This window comes from Sphaerimonospora thailandensis, assembly GCF_016863115.1.
Lineage (GTDB): Bacteria > Actinomycetota > Actinomycetes > Streptosporangiales > Streptosporangiaceae > Sphaerimonospora > Sphaerimonospora cavernae.
Genome location: NZ_BOOG01000012.1, coordinates 90,679 through 114,404, shown reverse-complemented (window position 1 = coordinate 114,404; position 23,726 = coordinate 90,679). Strand labels below are relative to the sequence as shown.

Below are 23,726 nucleotides of genomic sequence, written 5' to 3'. Positions count from 1 at the left end.
TCACCTGCCCCGTCGGCGTGACCAGCGGGGAGGCTTGATCAGTCGCCCGGCAGGATTGTGAGTCGTTGCCCTTTGGGAAGATGGCGAGGGGCAACGACGAGATAGTCTCGCTGGTCCAGCGTTGCGATCTCGTGAAGGTCGAATCGCTCGGCGATGGCTATCACGCAGGCGTCGACGGCCTGAAGACGGAGTGAGGCGTAGGACGTGAGGAGCTCGGATACTCGTCGATAGTCGTGAGGCGTGACTTCGATCACGCGGAGCTCATCATCGGCGATGGCGGCGCAGAACTGGGCTGCGAGAGCTGGACTGCCACGACGCATTGGATCAGAGAGCAGATGACAGACCTCGGTCACCGCGAGCGACGGCACAACCAGCCTGGTCCAGTTCTGCGTGAGGAACCGCACGCAGCGGTCGTGATCCTTGTCGTCCCTGTTGAACGCCGCGACGAGAGGGCCTGTGTCGCAGAGGATCACGCGATGATCGCTTCGTCCGACTCCTCATGGTGAGGATAGGTGAGATACCGGTCATGATGGACGCCGAGGTCTGCCGGTCCTTGCAGCGCGCCGACCAGCGCGGCAAGGTGCCGAGGAAGCCGCGGCTCGTCGATGGGCTCCTCGCTGTCGGTCCACGCTTCGTTGTCGAAGTCCATGGTTCCGAGTGTAGGCGCTGGCCTTCCGGGACAGAGGCATCTTCGTCGGGCACCGGTAGGCAGGAATTACTGCCTGAAGCGAAGGTCTACCACCAGCAGTACCTTTTTAAGGTGCCAAACGGGTATTGCGGCTTCAGGAGCACCGGCGTCACCTGCCCGGTGGGCATCGCGCCCGCTGGCGAGTGAACCGGGGGATCTTCAACGAGGTCTCGGTGTTGTTCGCTGAGCAACGCAGCCTGCCCTATCCCGATGACTTGATCACCGTGGAGATCTACGGGCGGCCGATGTTGCTCATCGACAACAACCTGGCCGGGTGCGTGACCAGCTATGTCGGCCATAAGAGAGGCGTGCTGGACGCGGACCAACTCCGCATCGTGAGGGAGTGCGTCCGGGATCTCCGGGCGCTGGTCCCGCGTCTCCGCCAACGTGAAGGACGGATCTACGCCGCCCGATGGCTGCGCATCGCTGAGCTGATCATCAGCGATGCTTCCGGAGACGCTCGTCGTAATGAGTAGCACCGGCGAGAACCTTCGCTACAAGGTTCAGGTAAGCTGTTCGGTTCGCTTACTTTGGCCAAGGCGAACAACTCGGGGCGGTCCATAGCTTTCAGTCCATAATAAATGCCGATGCATTCCGCCGGGTTTTGCCCTCGATAGTACTCTCTGTTGAGTGATGTCCCCTATTTGCAAGCTGCGGAAAAATGTAGGGCAGCCACTTATGGTCTTGGTGTCATTTCGGGTCTAGTCTGGACTTTCGGGCTCCTTTACCCCCCCACAACCAGGAGTCGCAAGTGAATATCAGGACGAGGTCGGGTGTCGTCGCCGTACTGGCGGCGGTCGCCATGATCGCAGCTTCGCTGACGGCGACCTCTGCCGTCTCGGCAGACTCCACAGCGCGGGCAGGTGCTGTCCAGGCGCAGGCGCTCGATCGGCACAGCGATGCCATGGCCGATGACTTTTCGGTCTCGCTCAATCCTGATTCCGCCGCAGTCACCGTCCGGACGGGCGAGGTGGTGCTCGCGCGGGTGAACACCGTGGTCACCGACGGCAGCGCCCAGCCGATCAGCCTGAGCGTGCGTACCCCCCCTCTGCCTGACGGCGGGCTTGCCTTCTCCTTCAACTCGCCCACGATCATGGCCGGTCAGTACTCGACGCTGGCAATCGCTCCTTCGTCGCAAATCCCGAAGGGGACCTATCAGATCACTGTTGTGGCCACTGGCGCCTCGGTGACCCGGGAGGCGACGTTCTTCCTGACCATTGACGGCCACAAGCCTCCTCCCATGCCGACCATCTTCACATCGGTGGAGCCGTCGTCGGTCACGGTCCAGGCGGGCCAGTCGACCACCGTGACTCTCAACACCGAGATCGTGTCCAGCGGTCCGGTTCCCCTGACGCTGTCGGCTATCGCGCCGTACGGGGCGACCGTGACCTTCAACCCGTCCACGGTCATGGCGGGAGAAGCGTCGACGGTGACGATCACCACGTCCGAAGACCTCGTGGCGGGATCCCACGAAATCACTCTTCTGGCGAGTGTTGAGTGGCAGATGACCAGGTCGAGACTCTCGCTGACCGTTACCAAGGCGAGCAGTTGGGCGACCTGGACCCCCTACAAGGTGGGGGACACCGTGACCTACATCGGGCAGCGCTACCGATGCATCCAGGCGCACACGTCCTTGCCCGGCTGGGAGCCCCCCATCGTTCCCGCTCTGTGGCAGCGGATCTAAGGAACGCGGGAAGATGGCGCACCCGGATTGGACAGTTCCAGGAGCGTGATCGGATCCGTCGGGTCGATCGGCCGCAGCTCTGTCAGAAGCAGCGTCCCTAAATCCCGCGTTCACGAACCAAGTCAGCTGATGGGTGTCTCCTGCCGAGCGTACGAGCGAAAAAGCGGAAGCGCCGGCGGTCCGTGAAACGCCATCATGATGGGAATGGCGACACCGAACCTGCCGTTCCGATGGGATCTGGTCGGCCGCGACCAACTCGGCAACCTGCTGGAGGGGCGCCCCGAGCCCGCGCTGCCGTACCTGGACGCCCTGATCGAGTGCGGGGCGAGGGTGCTGGCCCGCAGCGGCGACGGCGACGTGCATTTCGTCGGGCGCTCGGCCGACAGCGTCTTCGATCTGTTGTCAGGCGCGCTGTCGGCCACCTCGCGGCCCGACCGGGTGCGCCTGTTGCCGTTCTCCTACCGGCTCGAACGGCCGCTGCTCGCCCATGAGGTCCGCCAGATGCGGGCCAACCTGGACGCCATGGGCCTCAGCCCTCAACGGCTGGCCCGCCGCAGGAGGCCGTTCGTGTTGGCCGACCTCGTCTACGCCGGTTACACCTTCACCCACCTCTACGGCTTCCTCCGCGACTGGGTGGACGAAGAGCGCGAGTCCTGGGATGTCATCCGGCTCAAGCTGCGCTTCCTCGGCATCACCGCACGCGGGAAGACCAGTCCGAAGACCTGGCGTTGGTGGCAGGACGCGGAGTGGACGACCGACCTGCCCCGCAGGAACGTCATAAACGTGTCGATCCACCCGTACGCCTGGAGCTATCTGGGAAATCACCAGCACAAGCTCACGCTGTCGTTCCGGCGCATCCGCTGGGCGGACGAGACGGTCACCGCGCCCCGGCACGACGACAAGACGCTTGACGCTCTCGCGGAGGCCGTCGCCCTCGTCGAGCGGGGCCGTACGTCCGCCGTACGGACCAGGATTGCCCGCCAGTTGGCCGAGGAGCCCTCGTTCGCCCAGCCGTGGCTGCGCTCGCTCGCCCTCGAACTACGCCGTGGAAGGTCCTGACGGTTTTTGCTCGACGGCCTGAGGTTCGGTTTCAGGCCGCGGTCCTGTCGAGAAAATCGACGATGCGGGTGTTGATGTCGGCGGCCTTGTGCCAGGGCATCGCGTGGTGGGAGAGGTCCGGTAGCACCGCGGTTTCCGCGTGCGGCAGGACGCGCATGACGGCGGATGCGATGCGAAAAGGGTCGTGCGCCCTGCCGCGGCCGGCGAGGAGCACCAGGGCCGGTGTCGTGAGTGCGCGCAGCGATCCGGGCTTGGACCGTTTGCCGATCACGACTTTCGTGTCTGGGAACTCCGCGGCCAGGCCGTACAGCCGCAGCCAGGCGGGGTCGGCTTCAACGCCGCCGGTCTCCCACGCCAGGAAGGCTCGTGCACGCGAGGCCGTCGGCCTGATGAGGGACGGCAGCGCGCGTGCCAGGTATCCGACCCGGAAGCCGCCGAAACATTGCGTCGGGTCGAGGAGAACGAGCCGCCGGACCCGCTGGGGCGCGTGGAGGGCGTACGTCAGGGCGATCCACCCGCCGTAGGAGTGCCCGCAGACGGCGGCGCTCCCGATTCTGAGCCCGTCGAGCACCCCGTCCAGCCAGTCGAGCAGGCCGGGGACGTCGCGAGGGGCTCGTTCGCCCCGGATGCTCCGTCCCGGCTCGCCGATGCGGTCCACGGCGTACACCCGATGCCGGCGGGCGAGTTCCGCGACGTTGGCGAACCACGATGCCGCGGTGGTGCCGCCGCCGTGCAGCAGGATCAGTGGCGGACCGTCCGCGGGCCCGCACGCGTTCACCCGGGTCGTGCCGTACGCCGACGGCAGGTCGATCGGCTCGACCTTGACCGGCCAACGTTCCAGGACCGCGTCATAGGCGGCGAGGAAGACCGCACTCGCGGCGTGACCGTCATCGGACATGCCTCACCTCGACAGGTAACTCGCCCAACAAGTATCTCGTTGATCGAGATACTGCCATAATATTGCGGTGGCCATGACGGAGGAAGGCGGCAGGCGACGTGCACGAACAGGACGCCGGGATGCGCGTGGTGCACCTGCTGCGCGCCATCACCCTGGAACTCGACCGGATCGGGGAGAAGTTCGCCGCCCGGCACGCCCTCCATCCGACCGATGTGCGCGCGCTCATCTGCCTCCTGGACGCCGCCCGCACGGGCGCGCCCGCCACCCCGGGAACGCTGGGGGCGCATCTCGGCCTCAACTCCGCGGGCACCACCGCGGTGATCGACCGGCTGGAAAGACTCGGTCATGTGCGCCGGGAACGCGACATCCGAGACCGCCGGCGTGTGCTGTTGAAAGTGGATGAGAGCGCGGTCGCGCTCGGATGGGGTTTCTTCGGCCCGCTCATCCATGAGGTCGTCGCCGTCCTCGGACGGTTCGACCCCGCGGATCAGGCGACCATCGAAGCCTTCCTCGGCGACGTCCATGAGGCTGTCACCCGGCGACGAGCCGGCCAGGACTGACGCACTCTCCGGCATGAATGCCGAAGATTCGGCCCGTGCCGCGGGTGCGGGTGACCTCAGTCGGTCGGGCGAGGCGATAGAGTTTCTGTACAAATTTCTATACAGTAGCCGCATGACGATGTTGCATGATGCCACTGAGTTGAGCGTCACGGAGGCGGCCCAGCGCGGAGTCGCACGTCTGGTCGCCGACGCCGAGCAGGGGAACGAGCTGGTCGTGACTCGTCGGCACCGACCGGTGGCGGCGGTCGTGAGCATTCGCCGGCTGGAGGAGTTGGAGGCGGCGGCGTCCGATCTGCGGGATCTGGCGCTGGTGCTCGCACGCTCGGTCACCGATACCGGGGAGCGTGTCTCGCTCGACGATGTGCTCACCGCTTTCGGACACACCCGTGAATCCCTGGCAGCGATGCCGGACGACGAGTAGCCGTGGCCGATATCGTCTTCACCGATCCGGCCGTCGATGATCTGCGGCGGATCGGCCCCGATGCCGTGCCGAAGGTGCTCAAAAAGATCCTCCTTCTGCTCGACGATCCCGAGGCGGGCTATCCCCTGGGTGGAGAGCTGACCGGATTCCGGAAGCTTGTGGTCGGGCGCAACACATGGCGGGTCGTCTACCGCATCGTTGCCGATAAGTCGATCGAGATCTGCGAGGTGCGGGCCGTTGGCGAAAGAGCCGACGCCGAGGTGTACGCCGAGGCCACGGCCAGGGTCCGTGCCGCCGGGAAGGGGCGTCCCGAAGTGGTGCTGCTTGGCCAGATCATTGAACGCCTCGGTGCGATGGCCGACCACGTCCGCGTCAATCAACCGTCTCCCCGGGAACCGGTCCCGGACTGGCTCGCGGATCGTCTGATTTATACGGTCGGCATGTCTCGCGAGGACGTCGCCGCTCTCGATTTGCAGCAGGCAGTCGATCTGTGGGCTGAGTTCCGTTCGAACCCGCGCTAGCCAAGGGGGCCGTCAGTCCATGCCGCGCCGCCCAAGGGCCCAGGGTTATCCGTCGCGAATGTGGCGTTCAGGTTCGCCCCGAACCTCGGCCTGAGCGCCGTCCACGTCGACCAGCACGTTGCGGACGTCCCGCTGAACGCGTGCCGATGGATCGCTGGTGGATCCGCCGAAAGCCGCATGGAGGTCGGTATTCCCTCTCGGCGGGTACGTTCCCAGGAGGGGGAATGCCATGAAGAAGATCTTCGCAGTCGCCGTGTTCGCCACGATGACCATGCTGGGCACGACCGCCGCCAGCGCAGGCAACGTCCATTCGCACGCCGGGTCGCGGGCCGGGGGGCCACCGGAACCGCAGCCGGGCGCCCAGCCGGGCGCCCAGCCGGGCGCCCAGCCGGGCGTCCAGTCGGGCGTCCAGTCGGGCACGGCGTCACAGCAGCCGGCGAAGGCGCTGCGTCAGGTGAGCGAGGACCAGTACAAGATCCTCCTCAACCAGTGCCGCTACGCGGATACGCAGGAGGCCCGCGAACAGTGCCGGGCGGACGTCGCCGAACAGTACCGCGTCGGCAAGCACGACCCCACGCTGGACTGCCGCGCCTACTCCGGCGTCACCGTCTGCGGTGAGCTGAAGCTGAGCGAGCGCGAGCAGGCCTGCGTCCAGGAGTCCGTACAGGGCGGGATGACCCATCGCCGCGCCGAGGTGGAGTGCTACGCCTTCCGCTGAGCGGCGCGATGCTCGGCCGAGTCCCGTCGATCCGCCCGTGACGGGGATAAATCACGCTGAACAACTAGATTTTGGCTGATTGTGAACTTCGGATGATCTAACCTTCCGGGGTGGACGCCAACAGCAAGGGCGCCGCCGATCTCCTGAGAGCTCTGATGCATACGGCGGCGCGGTTCAGCGACACCGGCCGGTCGCTTTCCGATGCCAACTTCCCCCACGTCCGCTGGGCACCGATCTCAGATCTGGCGGGCCGGGCCGTACGGCTGGGCCTGGAGCTCACGCTCCCCGGGCACGAGATCGTCTTCGAGATGTCGGTCGTGGTCCCGGTCGATGGGGGATTCGCGGTGCGGGGCGAGATCGTGCTGGACGGCGCGGAAGCCTGCCTTGTGCTGCCCCTGGTCGAGACCGCCGACGTGGCGGCGTGCGCGACGACGCTCGACCGCTACGCGGAGGAGCTCATCGCGCCCGCACGCCGGCATGTCAACCGGTTGCTCGAGGAGTGCTCGTCCTGATCTCGCCTGCCCGGGCCTGGAGGTGGGCGGGAGGCAGAGGCTGCCGTCACAGTGCCTGCAGGCCCTGGATCACCTCCCGGAGGATGTGCTCCTGGGGAAGCTGAGCGACGGTCGCCGGCGGGCGAGCCGTGATCAGGCCCTGGTCGCGTAGATCGCTGAGGAGGATCCGTACGACGTTCAGCGACAGGTTCAACTCCCCGGCGATGTCCGCGACCGAGGCCGGCGACTGGCAGAGGTTGAGGATCCGCAGGTGCTCGGGGGCGAGCCCGGCGGTACGGTCGTAGGCCGAAGGGGCGGTCCGAATGATCATCATCAGGTCGAACTCGGGCCCCGTCGGGCGGGTCCGACCTCGGGTGAGGGTGTAGGGCCGCAGCAGCGGCCCGAATTCCTGCTCCGTCATAAATCGTCCTCCTGAGCGCGCTGCCAGCCCGCCTGGAAGGAGGAGAACAAGTCGGCCCGCTCGTCACGCAGTTGTGGTGCAAGGTTCGCCTGCCGGACGCGCCTTGGCAACTCGTCCCCGTCGCCATCCCGATTGCCCAGGTCACCGCGGCCTCGCGGATCAGCGGCGGCGGTGTCGGCGGCCGGAGGGGTCAGCGAAAGAGCGGGAGCGGGGTGCGGTGCGGCGATTCGCTCGACGGAAAGATCCCGGGCCTCGGTCTCCACGACCAGTTCCTGCGGGACGAGCACGATCGCGCTCGTGCCGCCGTACGGCGAGGGCCGCAGCGAGACGCGCACGTTGTGGCGATGGGCGAGGCGCGCCACCACGAAGAGGCCGAGCCGGTCGCTGTCGGCGAGGTCGAATTCGGGCGCGTTGGCCAGCAGCTCGTTGATCCGCGCCAGCTCCTCCGGCGCCAGGCCGAGGCCGCGGTCCTCGATCTCCAGGGCGAAGCCCCGGGCGACCATCTCACCGCGGACCTGGACCCGCGTGTGCGGCGGAGAGAAGATCGCGGCGTTCTCGATCAGCTCGGCCAGGAGGTGGATGATGTCGGTGACCGCGCTGCCGACCAGAGCGTGGCCGTGCGGCACGATCACGTCGATCCGCAGGTAGTCCTCGACCTCCTCGATCGCGGCGCGGACCACGTCGAAGAGGTTGACCGGGTCGCGCCAGCCTCGGGCCGGGGCCGCCCCCGACAGGATGATCAGGCCTTCGGCGTGCCGACGCATGCGGGTGGTCAGGTGGTCGATCCCGAACAGCTTCTCCAGGACTTCGTGGTCCGCGACCTCCCGCTCCAGGCCGTCGAGCATGCCGAGCTGCCGCTGCAGGAGCGACTGGTTGCGGCGCGCCAGGTTGAGGAAGACCTTGTTGACGCCCTTGCGCAGCTCGGCCTCGTGGACGGCGGACTCGATCGCGGTGAGCTGCACCGAGGTGAACGCATTGTTGACGCTCTCCACCTCGACGGTCTCGGCGGTCTTGAGCGCGGGCGGGGTCTCGGCCGCCACGTCGACGTCCTCGCCGCGTCGGAGGCGGTTGATGATGCGGGGAAGTCGCAGGTCGGCGAGCTCGGTCGCGGCATGCTGGAGCCCGGTGAGCTCGCCCGTGATCCTCCTCGCGAACCGGAGTGAGACGAAGGCGGTGGCGAGGATCGCGAGGAGTCCCGCAACGCCGATGACGGCGATGCTGATGAGGATGCCCTGGGCCCGCGGGGCGGCCCGCGCGGTGAGGGTCATGCCCACCCCGAGGGTGAGCTCCTCGAACTTCTTGGACAGCCCCTCGGCGACCGTCGGCCAGGATTGCGCGCTCGACGGCAGTGGCTTGTCGGGCTTGATCCGCTTGACTATCTGGTCCTCGATCGACGTGAACGAGCTGTAGAGGGCGCTGGTGTTCAGGTCGGTGAACGGCTGAAGCAGTTCCGCGTCGAGTTGACCTGTGCCGAGGCTGTAGAGCAGCCGCCGCTTGCTGACCATCGCGGCGAAGGCGTCGCGCTCGTCCTGCGTTATCCGGCCCGCTGTCTGCACCCCGGTGAGCAGCGCCGATTGCTGGCTCACCAGCTCGTGGCCGCGGACTATCAGGACGATCGCCCTGGTCTGTTCGATCATGTCGATGTCCGCGGAGATCATCAGATAGTCGTAGGCCAGGAAGCCGATGTCAGCGACCGCGGTGTACTCCTCGATGGCATCGAGGCTGTGCAACGTGTGGCGGTCGACCCGGTCGCGCAGTCCGTCGAGCTTGCGTGCCCGGTTGACCAACTCCTGGACCCGGTTCCACATCGCGGGAGGCGTGTCGTCCTTGACGCTGGAGGATGACCGGGCCAGCTCCGCCACCGCCTCGTCGGTGACCTTGCGCTCCTTGTCGAGCTCGCTCTTGAGCGGGGCGGGAGAGTTGAGGCATTCGGCGGTCAGCAGGCGCTCACGCTGCAGTTGCAGGATCACGCCCGCCATGGGCTGCACCACGTTCGTGAAGACGGTCTGGATCCGGAGCAACTCGACGCCCTGCCGAATGGTGAGCGTGGCGGCGAACCCCCACGTCATCACCAGAGCGATGGTCGGCACGAGCAGGATCGCCGTGATCTTGAATCGAATAGAACGTTTTCGGCCAGCCATAAACCTTGCCCGTCCCTGACCCCTCGCTTAATAGTGGCGAAACCCTAGCAATCCGTGAGGCGCACTACCAGCCAGGGTTCTTAACAGTTGGGGGACGGTTCGCTGCAACATCCTGTTTATGGCGATTTGCGCGGTTTTGTCCTAGATTTAAAGTGGGCCGGCCGGGGCGCGTGGTCGCACGACGGGTTCGGAGACCGGCGCCGTCCCGCGACGGTCGCGCCCCGGATCCTTCCATGACACGTACGGCCTTCCGCCGGTTCGCTTGCGGGTGCGGCGTCAAGTCGTCACAATCGCGCCCATGCACGGCGACCCAGTGCCGGATTCCTATGTGTACGTCACCGAAGAAGGCGTGACCCGCCATTACGCGGACGGCAGCGTCGAGGCCCTCGCGTGGGAAGACGTCGTCGAGGTCAGGGTCGGCGGCCACAGGCCCGCCGACGGCGACGTTTTCATCGTCCTTCTGGACAGCGAGGGTGAGGGCTGCGTCGTCCCGCGGTCGGCGACCGACGCGTCCTTCCTGACACGCTTGAGGTATTTGCCGGATTTCGACCTAGATCAGTTGAGTGCTGCCGTTGAGGGCGCCCATGACGGATATGTCGTGGTATGGCGTAGTCCGGATCCTCCCTCGTCGATTCCTGATCTCGAGTACGGCTGATCCGTGATGGCACCTCGGGTGGGAGACCACGGTCGGTGCCGCATCACATAACGGTCGAGGTGTCGTTGAGTCCACCGTTGTCGGTGAAGTAGTGATCGAGGGTGTCGTTGCTGATCGCTTCGGCGAGCTTGGCGCCCTCGCGCGCGTCGAGCCGGACGATGCTCATCCCCTTGACCGTGTCAGTCCCCGAGATGGGCATGGTGGTCGACAGCAGGTCGCCGCCTCTGACGTCGCGCAGCTCGAATACGAGGTCGCGGAACGTGCCGATGGTGACGCTCGAATCCACGGTCACCGACTTGGTCAGCGCCTGCAGGAACTCGTCGAGCGCGAAGGGGTCGGTGAGCATGCCCTTGCTGAGCGCCTTCTGCATCATCGCGCGGAGGAAAGCCTGCTGACGCTTGATCCGATCGAAGTCTCCGCCGGGCAGGCCGAAACGCTGCCGTACGAACAGCAGGGCCTGCTCGCCCTCCAGGTGAGTCTCGCCCTGCCGCCAGCTGACCTTGTTGGCCGAGTCGTACGAATCCTTCGAGATGTAGACGGTGACACCGCCGAGCGCCTTGCTCATCGTGACGAAGCCGGCGAAGTCGAGCGCGGCGAAATGGTCGATCCGCACGCCGGTGAGCTTCTCCACCGTCGTGATGAGCAGGCGTGCACCGCCGTAGGCGTAGGCCGAGTTGATCTTGCCCTTGCCGTGGCCGGGGATCGTGACATAGGAGTCACGCGGGATGCTGATCAGGTAGACGCGCTTCCTGTCCGCCGGAATGTGCGCGATCATGATGCAGTCCGACCGCTGGAACCCCCCTTCGTCGGGACGGCGGTCAGACCCGATGACCAGCCAGTTCTGTACGGATCCGACCGCTTTGGCCGGTCGGTCCTGCTCCGCCGGAAAAACATCCTGAACGCGTTGGATGTTGCTGTCGTAGACGTACTGACGCTGCATCGCCAGCGCGAACAGCGCCGCGAGCGGCAGCAGCAGCACAAGGGAGACGATGATCAGGACTTTGCGCCGGCGTGCGGTCGGTGGTCGTGCGTCCGTGCGGACGGGGAGTTCTTTGGAGGTCGTCACCAGGGGGGTCCAATGCGGCGATCCGTTGCTCTCATGAACGTAACCGAAGAAATGGTGCAGGCGTAAGGGGGCCTCGCGCCGGCGCCTCAGCGGCTCGTCAAGGTGCCGGAGGGGATCGGCCGATTGGGCGAATAGTACAAATAGGACATTCGGGGATGAATGTCTGGTCGACGGGAGGGTCCAGCCTCATGCTGGGGTGCGCTCCATAAGATGGCAAGGCATATGGCCACATGGGGACGCAAAGGTGAAGTTCCAGGGAACTTCAGGTATTACTGGGAGCGTTCCAGAGGCCACTTCCGGAAGCCGTGGTGAACCGAACGGGCTGCGACGCGTCTTCTTAGTGATCGACTAACGACGCAGGGCGGGGTATATGGGCGTTGCCGTTGAAAGTGCCGTGCTCTCAAGTGGTGGGCGCACGGGCAGAGCAGACTGGCGACGGCGATACATTCGCCGAGTAGTGGCGGGTGATGCCCTCGGCGGAGGGGCGGCGATCTTCCCTGTCCTGACGGTCAGGGCATTGGCCACGGAAGTCGAGATGCTGGAGGCCGTTCTCGCGGCGTCTCTCACCGTCGGCTGGCCGATTGTCCTCGCTTTGATCGGCGGCTATGACCTGCGCCATCTCGGAGACGGCGCCGAGGAGTACCGCAAGGTCTTCCACGCCGCCGGGATCCTCGCCTCCGTTGTAGCGATCTCCGCCTATCTCACCCAGACCCCGATAGCCCGCAGCTACGTGATGGTCGCCGTCCCACTCGCCGGCGTGATCTGCTTCGCGTGGCGGTACGGCTTACGCAAGCGGCTCCACCGGCTGCGCCGCGACGGTGAATGCCTGAGCCATGTCGTCGTGGTCGGCCACTGGGCCGCGGTGCTCGAACTGCACAGGCAACTGAGCCGCGAACGCCATCATGGCATGCGGATCGTCGCCGCCTGCGTTCCCCCGCAGCAGCACGTGGACCTGCCCCCGCAGTTCGACGGTTTCCCCGTGCTGGGTGACTTCACCACCGCGGCCGAGGTCGCGGAGAAGACGCAGGCGGACACGGTCGCCGTCCTGTCCTGCCCCGAGCTGGACGGTACGGCACTGCGGCATCTGGCCTGGCAGCTCGAGGAGACGGGGACCGACCTCTACGTGGCTTCGGCGTTGATGGAGGTGACCGGGCCGCGCATCAGCATCCGGCCGGTGGCCGGACTGCCGCTGCTCCACGTCGCCCACCCCGATCTGCGGGGAACGCGACAGATCGTCAAGAGCATCTTCGATCGTGTGGTCGCGGCGGTGATGCTGCTCGTCATGTTGCCGGCCATGCTGCTGATCGGCTTGCTGATCGTCAGCGACAGCAGGGGGCCTGCCCTCTTCCGGCAGCGCCGCGTGGGCAAGGACGGCAAAGAGTTCACCCTCTACAAGTTCCGGAGCATGACGCCGGACGCCGAGGCCGCGAAGGACGCGCTGCTGCGCGACAACGAGGGCAACGGCGTGCTGTTCAAGTTGCGCGACGACCCGCGGGTGACGAGGGTCGGCGGCTGGCTGCGTAGGTACTCTCTGGACGAGCTCGCACAGCTGATCAACGTGCTGCGCGGTGAGATGTCCCTCGTGGGGCCTCGGCCTCCGCTGCCCGAAGAAGTGGCGCAGTACGGCGACGACGTGCGGCGTCGGCTGCTCGTCAAGCCGGGGATGACGGGGCTGTGGCAGGTCAGTGGTCGGTCCGATCTGTCCTGGGAAGAGTCGGTGCGGCTTGACCTGCGCTACGTGGAGAACTGGTCCTTCACCATGGACCTCCAGATTCTCTGGAAGACGTGGTCCGCGGTCATCGGCGGAGAAGGGGCCTACTAGATGAAGGCACTCGTTCTCGCGGGCGGATCCGGTACCCGCCTGCGGCCCATCACACACACCTCGGCCAAGCAACTCGTACCGGTGGCCAACAAGCCTGTGCTCTTCTACGGGCTTGAGGCGATCGCGGCGGCGGGCATCCGAGACGTCGGCATCGTGGTGGGGGAGACCCAGGCGGAGATCGAGACGGCCGTCGGCGACGGTTCCGACCTCGGGCTCGATGTGACCTACCTGCGCCAGGAGGCCCCCCTCGGGCTCGCCCACGCCGTGTTGATCGCGCGTGACTACCTCGGCGACGACGACTTCGTCATGTATCTCGGGGACAACTTCATCATCGGCGGGATCAACGCTCTCGTCGACCGCTTCAAAGCCGAGCGTCCCGACGCCCAGATCATGCTCACCCGAGTTCCCGACCCGCGCAGCTTCGGGGTCGCCGAAATGGACGCCCGGGGACGCGTGGTGCGTCTGGAGGAGAAGCCCGAGACCCCGAAGAGTGATCTGGCTCTGGTGGGTGTCTACCTGTTCACGTCGGCGGTGCACGGGATCGTGGCCGAGCTCAAGCCGTCATGGCGAGGCGAGCTGGAGATCACCGACGCGATCCAGGGCCTGATCGACGCGGGCCGGCGGGTGGAGGCGACGGTGATCTCCGGATACTGGAAGGACACCGGGAACGTCGACGATATGCTCGAGGTCAACCGCCTCGTCCTGGAGTCACTCGAGCCTGCCGTACACGGGCAGGTCGATGAGAACAGCGAGCTGATCGGGCGTGTCGTGGTAGAGGAAGGCGCGACGGTCCGCGACTCGCGGATCGTCGGGCCGGCGCTCATCGGTCCCGGAACCCTGGTGGCCGACTCCTACGTCGGCCCGTTCACCTCCATCGGCGCCGACTGCGCCATCAGCGACAGCGAGATCGAATACTCCATCGTGCTGTCCCGCTCCTCGATCACCGGTGTCCGCCGGGTCGAGGCGTCCCTCATCGGGCGTGACGTTGAGGTCACCCCCGCGCCCAAAACCCCCCGAGCCCACAGACTGCTGCTCGGCGACCACAGTAAGGTGCAGATTTCGTCGTGAGGATCCTCGTCACAGGTGGAGCCGGGTTCATCGGCTCGCACTACGTCCGAACCCTCGTCTCCGGCGGCTATCCGGCCTTCGCCGGGGCACGGGTCACCGTCCTGGACAAGCTGACGTACGCCGGCAACCTCGCCAACCTGGAGCCGGTCGCCGGTGGGTACGACTTCGTCCACGGCGACATCGGTGACGCCGCGCTGCTCGCCGAGGTTGTTCCCGGGCACGACGTCGTCGTCAACTTCGCGGCCGAGTCGCATGTGGACCGGTCGATCGATGGAGCCGCCGAATTCGTGCGGACCAACGTGCTCGGCACGCAGACACTCCTGCAGGCGTGTCTGGAGGCGAGCGTGTCCAAGGTCGTTCAGGTGTCCACGGACGAGGTCTACGGGTCCATCGAATCCGGGTCCTGGGATGAGGCGGCGCCGCTGCGGCCGCGCTCGCCGTACTCTGCCGCGAAGGCGGGCGGCGACCTGATCGCCCAAGCCTACGGTGTGACCTACGGACTGCCGGTGTCGATCACCCGCTGCGGGAACAACTACGGCCGGTACCAGTTCCCCGAGAAGCTCGTCCCGCTGTTCGTCACCAGGCTCATGGAGGGGCGGAAGGTTCCGCTCTACGGCGACGGCGGCAACATCAGGGACTGGGTCCACGTCGACGACCACTGCCGGGGCATCCAGCTCGTCGCGGAACGCGGCACGCCCGGCGAGGTCTACAACATCGCCGGAACCGCGGAACTGACGAACAAGGAGCTGACCACGCGGTTGCTGGAGGCCTTCGGGTTCGGCTGGGACATGGTCGAGTACGTGACGGACCGCAAAGGCCACGACCGGCGGTACTCGCTGAGCGATGCCAAGCTCCGCGGGCTCGGCTACCGCCCGTCGATCTCTTTCGACGATGGACTCGAGGACACGATCTCCTGGTACGTCGCCAATCGGGAGTGGTGGACGCCGCTCCTCGCCGCACGATGATGCGATGGCTGATCACAGGTGGCGGCGGGATGCTCGCCACCGACCTGGTACGGCGCCTGGGCGGGGACGCGGTCGCGTTGAGCCGGACAGAGCTGGACATCCGCGACGCGAACGCCGTGAAGGCATGTCTCTTGGCCCATCGTCCGGACGTCGTGGTGAACTGCGCGGCCTGGACGGCCGTCGACGACGCCGAGTCTCGTGAAGACGAGGCGCTGGCCGTCAACGGTCACGCGGTTGAGCCGCTCGCCGGGTTCTCTGCCAAGCTGGGCGCCCGGTTCGTACAGATCTCCACTGATTACGTGTTCTCGGGAGTGGCGGACCATCCGTTCGAGGAGGACGCCACGACCGCGCCGATCAACGCCTACGGCCGTACGAAGCTCGCAGGGGAACGGGCGGCACTCGAAAATGGCGGTTACGTGGTCCGTACGGCATGGCTGTACGGCGCTGCCGGGCCGAACTTCGTCCACACCATGATCAGATTGGCGGGTGAGCGGCGAACGGTGGATGTCGTGGATGACCAGCATGGCCAGCCGACCTGGACGGCCGACCTCGCGGATCAACTCGTGCTGCTGATCGACTCCCGGGCCGAGCCGGGTGTCTATCACGGCACGAGCTCAGGGCAGACGACCTGGTATGGATTCGCACGCGAGATCTTCACCTTGCTCGGCGCCGACCCGGACCGGGTCCGTCCCACCTCCAGCGGGTTATTCGTGCGGCCCGCTACCCGGCCCGCCTACAGCGTCCTCGGCCATGCGGGATGGGCGAAGGCGGGACTGCCGCCGATCCGTGACTGGAGACACGCCCTTCACGCCGCGTGGTCCCAACTCCGCATGGACTAGGGGGAGTTGGCCTCGGCGCTCGGGTCGGCGACATCGAGTTTCTCGTCGCCGTTCTCGGAGTCGTAGGCCTTCGAACCGTTGCTCTTGGAACCGCCGCTGCTGCTTTTCGAGCGGTTGCCCGTGGCGTCACGGGAGAGGCCGCTGTTGCCGTTGGGTCTGTAGGTGAGCAGCGAGTCGCGATCGTAGACGTCGGTGCGGTCGCCATCGTCATCCTCATCGATAGGTCGGGGTGATGGGGACGGTCTGGCCGGCGGGGGGTCTGCCATCGGGGGTTCCGGCGGTGCGGGTTCGTCCGGTGCGGCGCGTCGTCGGCGCTTGCGCTGCCCGTCCCCCGTGGTCACGCGATGGACCCGGGCGATGGGATTGGTCGCCCGTAGGAATGCGATCACGATCGCGATGAGCGCCCCGAGCGCCAGGCCGATCGCGATGTTCTTCGGTAGTTTGCTCGGCGTGATCCGCTCTGGGTTGGCCTGGTCGACGAAGCGCGTCCCGTTGCTGTAGGTGGCGAGGTCGATCTGGGCGTCGCTCTCCTTGAGCTGCAACTGTGCGAGGACCTCGGAAAGCGAGTTGGCCAGCGCGCTACCTTCAGGAGCCGACTTGAGACTGGCGCGCACCTGGCTCTGGGTCGTCTTGATGCTCTTGACCAGTTTGGCCTGCTCGACTTCGGCCGCCGTCGCGGTGAGTTCCTGGTAGGCCTGGACCACCGAGTTGGCGATGTTCGCGGCCACCTGGTCGGTTTTCGCCGTGGTCTGCACCTCGATGATGCCGCCGCTCGAACCGGGGGCGGCCTGTACGGAGTCGCGCAGCGTCTCCAGATCGATCGTGTACGAATGCTCGGCCTTGAGGATCTCCTGCGTGCGGGTGAGCACCTTCTCGGACTCGGCGAACACCGCGCGCTGCGCGGTGTAGGCGATGTAGCTGCTGTCGGAGGAGACACCCTGGCGGAGGAACGTGGTGCTTCGCGGGTCGGTGACGGCGAAGCGAGCGACGGCCTCGGCCTTGTTGAGTACCAGGAAGGTCGCTTCCGCCGCCAGCAGGCCGGACAGGATGATGATCAGAAGCGAGGACCAGCGGTAGCGCCACACTGCTTCGAGGAGTCCGACCTCGGGCAGCATGTCCTCGGTCCCGTTGGTTGCCACCGTCGACTTCCCCCTCGTTTTGGTCCCATCGGCAGTCTAAGCAGAGGTGATTGGCACCCCAAGAACACGAACGATGTCACCGTGGTACCGCGAGAGGGCGAAACGCTCTCTCGCGGTCTGCTGCCCGTCGCGGGCCAGGGCCCGCGCCCGCGGCCAGTCGTCGAGGAGCGCTTCGATCGCGTCGGCGAGCGCCTCGGGGCTGCCGGGCGGGACCAGCACCCCGGTCTCACCGGTCTGGATGATCTCCATGAGGCCCTGCACCTCGCTGGCCACCACGGGGCGCCCGGCCAACATCGCCTCGACCGCGACGTTGCCGAACGGCTCCTCCCGTGAGGGCACCAGCACGATGTCGGCATCGGCGAGGAAAGGAGCGATCGGGTCCTGGAAGCCGGCGAAGACGACACCGTCGGACGCCAGGCTTCGGAGCTCCTCCTCGAACCACTCGTAGCCCGGAAAGATCGAGCCGACGAGCGTGAGCGTGACCCGCCGTCCGCGCTCACGCAGGAGCGCGACCGCCCGGACGGCCACATCGCTTCCCTTGCGTGGAGACAGCCTGCCGACGAGCACCAGCCTGCCCTCGGGCGCGTCGCGCGCAGGCGTGGCGTCCCCCCGGTCGGGTACGCCGTTGTAGATCACGGTTATCCGGCCGGGACGTACCCCGCCACGGGTCAGGGTCCGCAGGCAGGCCTCACTGTTGGCCACCACCTGGTGCGCGAGCCGTACGGGGGCGGTGAGAAGGCGGCGCAGCAGCGGTGAGATGTGCTGCTCGGCCTCGTGCACGTGGCAGATCACCGGGATCCGGGCCAGGCGGCCGGCCACGATCCACACGGGAATCGTGAGCGTGCTGACATAGAGGGCCGTCGGCCTGATGCGCCGGAGCATCGCGACGATCCGCGGCAGGGTGGTGAGCGTCTGCCACGCGAGTGTCAGCATGCCTCGCGGGGAGAGCAGGGATTTGCGGAGCACGGGTGACGGCATGATCGCTAGCTCGCTGCCCGTCTCACGCAGGCGATCGCCCAGTGGCCCCTCCTCCGGCAGCACGACCGTGACCTCGGCCGCCTCGGTCAGCGCCCGCACCGACTCGAGCAGCATCCGGTCGGAACCGTAGAGATCAGGTGACGGATGGGTGACAACAACATGCTCCACCCTCAAGTGACCTTCCCTTCGATAGTCTTGCCCCAGGTCGGGGCAATGCCGGGTTCAAGAGGCTTCAGCAATGGTATGCAGAACGTTCAGTCGTGGGGGAGTCGCGTGCACATCGCCATGATCGGGACAAGAGGTGTTCCAGCCCGGTATGGCGGTTTTGAAACCGCGGTCGAGGAAATCGGCGCCCGGTTGGTCGACGCGGGGCACCAGGTCCGGGTTTACTGCCGCGGTGCGGCGGAGCGGCAGGACGAGCACAGGGGCATGCGCCTGGTTCACCTCCCGGCCCTCAGACACAAGACGCTGGAGACGCTGAGCCACACCGCGCTGTCCGTCGGACATCTGCTGGCCCACCGGACCGACGTCGCCCTCGTTTTCAACGCCGCCAACTCGCCGCTGTTGCCGTTCATCCGCGCCGCACGGATCCCCGTCGCGACGCATGTCGACGGTCTGGAGTGGAAGCGGGACAAGTGGAGCGGGGCGGGGCGACGCTACTACCTCATCGCGGAGCGCCTCTCCGTACGCTGGTCGCACGCGGTCATCGCAGACGCCCGTGCCATCCAAGACTATTACCAGGAACGTTATGAGATCGGAAGTGTGCTGATTCCGTACGGCGCACCGATTCAGGACGTGGCGAATACGGAGTTGCTGAAACGGACGGGGTACGAGCCCGGGCGTTTTCATTTGGTGGTGGCGCGCTTCGAGCCGGAGAACCACGTGGCGGAGATCGTCGCGGGCTATGTTCGGAGTCGAGCGGAATATCCGCTGATCGTCGTGGGGTCGGCGCCCTATGCGGCTGAATACACCGAGCGGGTCCACGAGATCGCCGGCTCGGATCCGCGGGTCCGTCTGGTCGGCGGGATCTGGGATCAGGAGTTGCTGGACGCGCTGTACGCCGGCTGCGCGTCCTATCTGCACGGCCACTCGGTGGGCGGCACGAATCCGTCGTTGCTCCGCGCGATGGGCGCCGGCGCCCCGGTGATCGCCTATGACGTGGTGTTCAACCGTGAGGTGCTGGCCGACACCGGACTGTTCTTCGGCGATGAGGCCATGCTGGCCGAGACGCTGGAAACGGTGGAGAAGCGACGTGATCAGGAGGCCGCCCGCGGTGCGGCGGCCCGGGAGCGTGCCCGCACCGCATATCGCTGGGACGACGTCGCGGCTCGGTACGAACGGCTGTGTCATGATCTCGTGACCGGAGATCTCGGGGCCCGACGAGCCGGGGTTGGACGAGCCGGGGCCGGGGACTGACGGGTGCCGGGTCTCGGGGAGCGGGTACGCAAGACCGTCGCCTCAGCCGGGGGGTCGGTTCTCGCCCAGGTGGTCGCCGCGCTCAGCAGCCTGCTGCTCCAACTCATCGCGGCCAGAGAGCTTGGTTCGGCCGGGTTCGCCGCGTTCACGCTTCTGATCGCCACGCTGACAGTGATCACCACGCTCCACACGGCGTGGGTCGGCGACTCTCTCACCGTGCTGGACCGCTTCGATCCGCGTGTCCGGGCCGCACTCGCGGCATCGTCGGTGGCGACACTCGCTCTCGGCGCCGTCGTGGGCACGGTCTTGGCGATCGTGCTGGATGCGGCGAGCGGGCCCGGTGTCGTGCTGTTCGGCGTGCTCGTGGTGTTATGGCTGCTGGAGGACACCGGGCGACGAATGCTCGCCGCCCGGCTGGAGTTCGGCCGGCTCGCCGCGAACGCGGTCGTGGACTTCGTCGTCGTCTTCGTGGTGCTGGGCGCGTTCTGGCTGGCCGGCGCGCTCCGCCTGGAGACGGTGCTCGCCGCGATGTGCGCGGGCTCTCTGGCCGGGGTCGTGCTGGCCGTCATCAGCCTGCCCCGTGAGGAGCTCGCCTGGCCCGGTCTGCGCCGGGCCGATCTGCGGGGGATCGTCGCGTTCGCCACGTGGCGTACGGCCCAGGCCGGGCTGCGCCCGTTGACGCTGATGCTGAGCAGGGTCGCCATCGTCGCCATCGTCTCCAGTGTGGCCCTCGCCGCCATCGAGGGCGCCCGTCTGCTGCTGGCTCCGGCGCTCACATTGATCAACGGGGTGGGCGCGTTCCTGCTGCCCCGGATGGTACGGCTCCGCCAGAGCGGCACGCCGCTGCGCCTCCGCCTGGCGCTGTCCGCCTCGCTCGCGCTCACCGCGCTCACCGCGGTCGGTGGCGTGGTCGTGGTCGCGCTGGCGAAACCGCTGGAGCCGTTCATCACCGGGGGGAACTTCCCGATCGAGCCGATCGCGGTGGCCGGCTGGGCGGCCTATTCGGTGAGCATCGCGGCCACGCTGCCGATCAGCATGCTCGCCACCGCCTACCGGTACTCCCGGTTGGTGTTCGTGGTCCGGCTGATCGAGTCCGTGGTCGGCATCACGCTGCTTCTGCTGGTGCTGGCCTTGCGACCGGATCTGGTGAACCTCGCCCCGTTCTGCATCGGCATGGGGGGTGTCGTGACCTCAGTGATCCTTGTCGTACGGCTGCGCGCCCTGCGACATCACGGACCCGCTCTGCCCGCGGAGAGGATGAGCCATGTGGCGCAAGCTGATCATTAGCGGCTTCTTGCTGGCCGGGGTGACGATGATGGCGCCGACCGGCGCCGCGGCTCGGGAGCCGACCCCTCAGCCCTCCACCGTGCCGAGCTCGGCATGGAAGCAGGCCTTCGTCTTCGCCGACAAGCGGATCGACCAGTCGAGCGGGCTGGCGGCCAGTCGCGTCAATCCCGGCGTGGTCTGGACGTTCAACGACACAGGCGGCCCGGTACGGCTGTTCGCTGTGGGGTCCGACGGCAGGACCCGCGCGGTGGTCACCCTGGACAACGTCAAGGGCGTCGACCCCGAGGCCATGGCGGCCGCGCTCGGGGCAGACGGCACGGACTACCTGTACGTCGGGGACATCGGCGGGAATGCGAGCGCACGTTCGACCGTCGTCGTCTATCGACTGGCCGAGCCGACCACACTGTCGAACACGTCGGTCAGGGCGACCGCGTACCGGTTGACCTACCCGGACGGGGCGCACGATGCGGAGACGTTGCTGGTCGACCCGCGCAGTCAGCAGCTCTATGTGGTGACCAAGAGCCCGAAAGGGGGTAACGTCTACCGGGCTCCCGCCGAGATGTCCGAGACCGGGACCAACGCGTTGACCCTGGTGCGGCGGCTGCCCTATGTGGTGAGCGATGGGCTGATCACACCAAACGGTGCCATGATTCTGCGCAGTTACAACAAGGCCCGGGTCTGGGACGGCCCAGGGGGCGACCTCACCTGGGTCATGGATCTCCCGAAACAGCAGCAGGGGGAGGGCATCGCGATCGCTCCGGACGGAAGGACCTTGCTGATCTCCAGCGAAGGCGTGTCGTCGCCCGTGTGGCAGATGGAACTGCCGACCGCGCTGGGGCCTGAGGGAGCGGTTCCGGCGAATGACACGACCGGTGCGGCCCCTGAGTCGGAGGCCGATTCGCTGCTCGCACCGGGCCGGCTCTGGGCTGCGGTAGGCGGCATCGCGCTGCTCGTCCTCACCGCTTCACTGATCATCGTGATTCGGGCGGAGAACCGGGGGTGGTGACATGTCTGTAGCCGGTCGATACCTGGCCTACCCCCCGGGCCGGGGGAACGTCTGGATCCCCACCTGCGACGGCCGCTCCGCCGGTGCCGGTCTCTCGCTGCTGACGTTCTCCAAGCCGGTGCCGTTGGCCCTGCAGTTCGCGTTGTTCGCCGCTGTCCGCGTGGCAGGCCCGTGGGTGCTGCCGGGCCGGCGCAGGCGGTGGCGTCCGCCCGTGGCGGACGAGGCGTGGGCGGCGATAGGCGAGCAGTCAGCGGCGGTGGTCGGTCCCTCGGACGCCGTAGCGGGCTACCTGCGCCCGCAGTTGTCACGGGCCGGGGGCGCCGCGCTGCTCCTTCTCCGGGCGGGACGCCCCATCGGGTTTCTGAAGATACGGGAGCGTCCTGAGGAACTGCTGCGAGAGGCGACGGCGCTGGCCGCCTTCACCTCCGGAGCTGACATCGGGTTCCGTGTGCCCGAGGTTCTCGGCGCCGGATCCACCGACGGCCTCCACTGGCTGCTGCTGTCCCCCATGGAACCGGTGCCGGCGCGTCCCGCCCGGAATATCGAGGTGGCCGGGCTGAGCGAACAGATCAGCTCCAGCCTGGCGGCACGCCTGTCCCGGCCGGCTGACGTTCCCGCGCACTGGCAGCCGATGCACGGCGACCTCACCCCGTGGAACCTGCGGCTCACCCGGACCCCGGTGCCGTGGCTGATCGACTGGGAGGATGCCGAATACGCTCCGCCGCACGCCGACGAGACCTACTACACGGCCACCCGCCTCGCGGTGTACGGCGGTACGCCTCCTGCCCGGAGGTACGGCGAAGCCGCCGCCTACTGGCGCGACCGGGTGAGCCGCCGGGTCGCGGATGATGTGGAACTCAACCGGAGGCTCCTGGAGATCCTCGACAGGTTGATCGATTAGTTAGGGAGTGGCCCAGTCCGGGAACGAACGGTCGAGCATCTTCTCCAGAGCGGCGTTGTGCGGGGCGAAGTGCTCGATCAGCCGGTGTCTGATCGACGTGGCGAACTCGGCCTGGGGAGCGGGATTCCATACCTTCCCGGCATCGGGCAGCGGGGCGTGCGGCAGGCCGAGGAATGCCGCCACCTCGTCGCACACGCGCTGTTGGTCGCGGTAGAACTCCTCGCTGCTGACCACGTGGAACCGGTCAGCAGGGAAGTGGTCGAACCAGCGCCGCAGCGCGAGATCGTATTCGCTCTGCGCCATATAGGACTGCTGTTCGTGGGCGTAGCTGTAGTAGGCCGGGTCGGAGATGAGACGCTGCTCCTCGCCCGCGGTCCGCTCCGCCTCCGCGGCCAGCGCATCTTCGAACGACAGTTGCTCGGCGCCGGCCCGTACCCGTTCCCGATAGTGCGAGAAGGTGCGTTCCACCGGGTCGCGCAGGATCAGCAGAATGCGCGCGTCGGGCACGTCCCGGGCCGCGCGCTGCGCCGCGAGCGGATGATACAGGTAGTAGGGCGAGCCCTCGCCGGTGATCACCGGCCCTCCGGCGCGCCGGGCCGCGCGGGAACGGGCCGCCTTGCTGGGCAGATACGACCGGTACCAGCGCATGCCACGTTGATAGTTGCTGTCGAAGAAGTGCACGCCTTTGGTGTGGTTGGCTTTGGGAAGCAGGTCGGCCGAGGGGAAAAGCGGAATGATATTCGGGTGCTCGAGGAGTGCGTAGTACAGAGAGGTCGAACCGCCGCGCTTAGCACCGATGAGGAGGAAATCCGGGTCCGGTCTCGTCCATGCCGTCGCCATTCCGTAGGCTCTGAACACGCTCCGTCCCATAGTCAGGACAGACTCCGGTAAGAGGTCTCGCGTGCTCATACGTCGCCTTCTCCTTGCTTCGCCACCACCCAGTGCCTACTATCTCATCGGTTCGGGGTGCAAGTCGGCGGGG

General features: G+C 66.9%; 26 protein-coding genes. 17 read left to right on the top strand and 9 right to left on the bottom strand.

Annotation, left to right across the window (positions count from 1 at the left end):
- Positions 1–38: 38 nt before the first annotated feature.
- On the bottom strand, positions 39–473 hold the full coding sequence (locus Mth01_RS06715) for a type II toxin-antitoxin system VapC family toxin (protein ID WP_204013101.1): 435 nt from the start codon (positions 471–473) through the stop codon (positions 39–41).
- A complete protein-coding gene (locus Mth01_RS06710) occupies positions 470–649 on the bottom strand; it encodes a hypothetical protein (protein ID WP_204013099.1) in 180 nt (59 codons plus the stop codon). Before Mth01_RS06710 ends, Mth01_RS06715 begins: the two co-directional genes overlap by 4 nt.
- Positions 650–774: 125 nt before the next feature.
- Between Mth01_RS06710 and Mth01_RS06705 the strand changes: the two genes are divergently transcribed.
- The 3 genes from Mth01_RS06705 to Mth01_RS06695 all read left to right on the top strand — a co-directional run bounded on the left by Mth01_RS06705 (position 775) and on the right by Mth01_RS06695 (position 3,431).
- Entirely contained in the window at positions 775–1,164 is a 390-nt protein-coding gene (locus tag Mth01_RS06705; protein ID WP_204013097.1) for a hypothetical protein, read from the top strand.
- Between the two features lie 326 nt (positions 1,165–1,490).
- Positions 1,491–2,372 (top strand): carbohydrate-binding protein, encoded by an 882-nt coding sequence (locus tag Mth01_RS29575; RefSeq protein WP_239089423.1) that lies wholly within the window; start codon positions 1,491–1,493, stop codon positions 2,370–2,372.
- Between the two features lie 204 nt (positions 2,373–2,576).
- On the top strand, positions 2,577–3,431 hold the full coding sequence (locus Mth01_RS06695) for a hypothetical protein (protein WP_239089422.1): 855 nt from the start codon (positions 2,577–2,579) through the stop codon (positions 3,429–3,431).
- A 31-nt stretch (positions 3,432–3,462) separates the two neighbouring features.
- Here Mth01_RS06695 and Mth01_RS06690 read toward each other — a convergent pair whose 3' ends face one another.
- The gene (locus tag Mth01_RS06690; RefSeq protein ID WP_204013094.1) at positions 3,463–4,329 is read right to left on the bottom strand and encodes an alpha/beta fold hydrolase; all 867 of its coding nucleotides are present in this window, start codon (positions 4,327–4,329) and stop codon (positions 3,463–3,465) included.
- Positions 4,330–4,427: 98 nt separating this feature from the next.
- Between Mth01_RS06690 and Mth01_RS06685 the strand changes: the two genes are divergently transcribed.
- The 5 genes from Mth01_RS06685 to Mth01_RS06665 all read left to right on the top strand — a co-directional run bounded on the left by Mth01_RS06685 (position 4,428) and on the right by Mth01_RS06665 (position 7,061).
- Complete coding sequence (locus Mth01_RS06685) at positions 4,428–4,889, top strand: MarR family winged helix-turn-helix transcriptional regulator (protein ID WP_204013091.1); 462 nt, start codon at positions 4,428–4,430, stop codon at positions 4,887–4,889.
- A 112-nt stretch (positions 4,890–5,001) separates the two neighbouring features.
- Positions 5,002–5,310: a type II toxin-antitoxin system Phd/YefM family antitoxin gene (locus tag Mth01_RS06680; protein WP_204013088.1), complete on the top strand. Its 309-nt coding sequence runs from the start codon at positions 5,002–5,004 to the stop codon at positions 5,308–5,310.
- Between the two features lie 2 nt (positions 5,311–5,312).
- Positions 5,313–5,831, top strand: coding sequence for a type II toxin-antitoxin system RelE family toxin (locus Mth01_RS06675; protein ID WP_204013086.1), 519 nt, complete (start codon positions 5,313–5,315; stop codon positions 5,829–5,831).
- 229 nt (positions 5,832–6,060) lie between these two features.
- A complete protein-coding gene (locus tag Mth01_RS29570; RefSeq protein ID WP_239089421.1) occupies positions 6,061–6,549 on the top strand; it encodes a hypothetical protein in 489 nt (162 codons plus the stop codon).
- A gap of 110 nt (positions 6,550–6,659) precedes the next feature.
- Entirely contained in the window at positions 6,660–7,061 is a 402-nt protein-coding gene (locus tag Mth01_RS06665) for a hypothetical protein (protein ID WP_204013071.1), read from the top strand.
- A 46-nt stretch (positions 7,062–7,107) separates the two neighbouring features.
- Here Mth01_RS06665 and Mth01_RS06660 read toward each other — a convergent pair whose 3' ends face one another.
- Together Mth01_RS06660 and Mth01_RS06655 are read right to left on the bottom strand one after the other, a co-directional pair.
- Positions 7,108–7,461 carry a DUF742 domain-containing protein gene (locus Mth01_RS06660; RefSeq protein WP_204013069.1) on the bottom strand — a complete coding sequence of 118 codons (354 nt, stop codon included), beginning with the start codon at positions 7,459–7,461 and terminating at the stop codon, positions 7,108–7,110.
- The gene (locus tag Mth01_RS06655) at positions 7,458–9,551 is read right to left on the bottom strand and encodes a sensor histidine kinase (protein WP_204013066.1); all 2,094 of its coding nucleotides are present in this window, start codon (positions 9,549–9,551) and stop codon (positions 7,458–7,460) included. Before Mth01_RS06655 ends, Mth01_RS06660 begins: the two co-directional genes overlap by 4 nt.
- 349 nt (positions 9,552–9,900) lie before the next feature.
- On the opposite strand from Mth01_RS06655, the gene Mth01_RS06650 reads away from it, so the two are divergent.
- Entirely contained in the window at positions 9,901–10,257 is a 357-nt protein-coding gene (locus tag Mth01_RS06650; protein WP_204013064.1) for a hypothetical protein, read from the top strand.
- Between the two features lie 43 nt (positions 10,258–10,300).
- Here the strand turns inward: Mth01_RS06650 and Mth01_RS06645 are convergent, their stop codons facing one another.
- A complete protein-coding gene (locus Mth01_RS06645; protein ID WP_204013062.1) occupies positions 10,301–11,323 on the bottom strand; it encodes an LCP family protein in 1,023 nt (340 codons plus the stop codon).
- 517 nt (positions 11,324–11,840) lie between these two features.
- Here Mth01_RS06645 and Mth01_RS06640 point away from each other — a divergent pair.
- From Mth01_RS06640 to rfbD, 4 genes are read left to right on the top strand one after another with little or no spacing between them, the layout of a single operon-like run.
- Entirely contained in the window at positions 11,841–13,145 is a 1,305-nt protein-coding gene (locus tag Mth01_RS06640; RefSeq protein WP_308440770.1) for a sugar transferase, read from the top strand.
- Positions 13,146–14,213 (top strand): glucose-1-phosphate thymidylyltransferase, encoded by a 1,068-nt coding sequence (locus Mth01_RS06635; RefSeq protein WP_204013058.1) that lies wholly within the window; start codon positions 13,146–13,148, stop codon positions 14,211–14,213.
- Positions 14,210–15,178: a dTDP-glucose 4,6-dehydratase gene (gene rfbB, locus Mth01_RS06630; RefSeq protein WP_204013056.1), complete on the top strand. Its 969-nt coding sequence runs from the start codon at positions 14,210–14,212 to the stop codon at positions 15,176–15,178. The genes Mth01_RS06635 and rfbB overlap by 4 nt, the downstream gene beginning before the upstream one ends.
- The gene (gene rfbD, locus Mth01_RS06625; protein ID WP_239089420.1) at positions 15,151–16,017 is read left to right on the top strand and encodes a dTDP-4-dehydrorhamnose reductase; all 867 of its coding nucleotides are present in this window, start codon (positions 15,151–15,153) and stop codon (positions 16,015–16,017) included. Before rfbB ends, rfbD begins: the two co-directional genes overlap by 28 nt.
- Here the strand turns inward: rfbD and Mth01_RS06620 are convergent.
- Both Mth01_RS06620 and Mth01_RS06615 read right to left on the bottom strand, forming a co-directional pair.
- On the bottom strand, positions 16,014–17,156 hold the full coding sequence (locus Mth01_RS06620; protein ID WP_204013053.1) for a GumC domain-containing protein: 1,143 nt from the start codon (positions 17,154–17,156) through the stop codon (positions 16,014–16,016). The genes rfbD and Mth01_RS06620 overlap by 4 nt on opposite strands.
- A gap of 36 nt (positions 17,157–17,192) precedes the next feature.
- Positions 17,193–18,302 carry a glycosyltransferase family 4 protein gene (locus tag Mth01_RS06615; RefSeq protein ID WP_239089419.1) on the bottom strand — a complete coding sequence of 370 codons (1,110 nt, stop codon included), beginning with the start codon at positions 18,300–18,302 and terminating at the stop codon, positions 17,193–17,195.
- Positions 18,303–18,407: 105 nt separating this feature from the next.
- Here Mth01_RS06615 and Mth01_RS06610 point away from each other — a divergent pair, with 105 nt between their 5' ends.
- Genes Mth01_RS06610 through Mth01_RS06595 form a run of 4 tightly spaced genes read left to right on the top strand, consistent with a single transcriptional unit; the run spans position 18,408 to position 22,744 of the window.
- On the top strand, positions 18,408–19,550 hold the full coding sequence (locus tag Mth01_RS06610; RefSeq protein WP_204013050.1) for a DUF1972 domain-containing protein: 1,143 nt from the start codon (positions 18,408–18,410) through the stop codon (positions 19,548–19,550).
- A gap of 3 nt (positions 19,551–19,553) precedes the next feature.
- A complete protein-coding gene (locus Mth01_RS06605) occupies positions 19,554–20,837 on the top strand; it encodes an MATE family efflux transporter (protein ID WP_204013047.1) in 1,284 nt (427 codons plus the stop codon).
- Positions 20,815–21,843, top strand: a complete 1,029-nt coding sequence (locus tag Mth01_RS06600; RefSeq protein ID WP_204013046.1) for a hypothetical protein — start codon at positions 20,815–20,817, stop codon at positions 21,841–21,843. Before Mth01_RS06605 ends, Mth01_RS06600 begins: the two co-directional genes overlap by 23 nt.
- A 1-nt stretch (position 21,844) precedes the next feature.
- A complete protein-coding gene (locus Mth01_RS06595) occupies positions 21,845–22,744 on the top strand; it encodes a phosphotransferase (RefSeq protein WP_204013044.1) in 900 nt (299 codons plus the stop codon).
- Here Mth01_RS06595 and Mth01_RS06590 read toward each other — a convergent pair whose 3' ends face one another.
- Positions 22,745–23,602, bottom strand: coding sequence for a sulfotransferase (locus Mth01_RS06590; RefSeq protein ID WP_204013042.1), 858 nt, complete (start codon positions 23,600–23,602; stop codon positions 22,745–22,747). It lies immediately after the preceding gene.
- Positions 23,603–23,726: the final 124 nt, after the last annotated feature.

Coding starts and splice junctions, on each gene's coding strand:
- Mth01_RS06710 (WP_204013099.1), bottom strand. CDS start 649: ATGGACTTCGACAACGAAGCGTGGACCGACAGCGAGGAGCCCATCGAC.
- Mth01_RS29575 (WP_239089423.1), top strand. CDS start 1,491: ATGATCGCAGCTTCGCTGACGGCGACCTCTGCCGTCTCGGCAGACTCC.
- Mth01_RS06695 (WP_239089422.1), top strand. CDS start 2,577: ATGGCGACACCGAACCTGCCGTTCCGATGGGATCTGGTCGGCCGCGAC.
- Mth01_RS06690 (WP_204013094.1), bottom strand. CDS start 4,329: ATGTCCGATGACGGTCACGCCGCGAGTGCGGTCTTCCTCGCCGCCTAT.
- Mth01_RS06680 (WP_204013088.1), top strand. CDS start 5,002: ATGACGATGTTGCATGATGCCACTGAGTTGAGCGTCACGGAGGCGGCC.
- Mth01_RS29570 (WP_239089421.1), top strand. CDS start 6,061: ATGAAGAAGATCTTCGCAGTCGCCGTGTTCGCCACGATGACCATGCTG.
- Mth01_RS06660 (WP_204013069.1), bottom strand. CDS start 7,461: ATGACGGAGCAGGAATTCGGGCCGCTGCTGCGGCCCTACACCCTCACC.
- Mth01_RS06650 (WP_204013064.1), top strand. CDS start 9,901: ATGCACGGCGACCCAGTGCCGGATTCCTATGTGTACGTCACCGAAGAA.
- Mth01_RS06635 (WP_204013058.1), top strand. CDS start 13,146: ATGAAGGCACTCGTTCTCGCGGGCGGATCCGGTACCCGCCTGCGGCCC.
- Mth01_RS06600 (WP_204013046.1), top strand. CDS start 20,815: ATGTGGCGCAAGCTGATCATTAGCGGCTTCTTGCTGGCCGGGGTGACG.
- Mth01_RS06595 (WP_204013044.1), top strand. CDS start 21,845: ATGTCTGTAGCCGGTCGATACCTGGCCTACCCCCCGGGCCGGGGGAAC.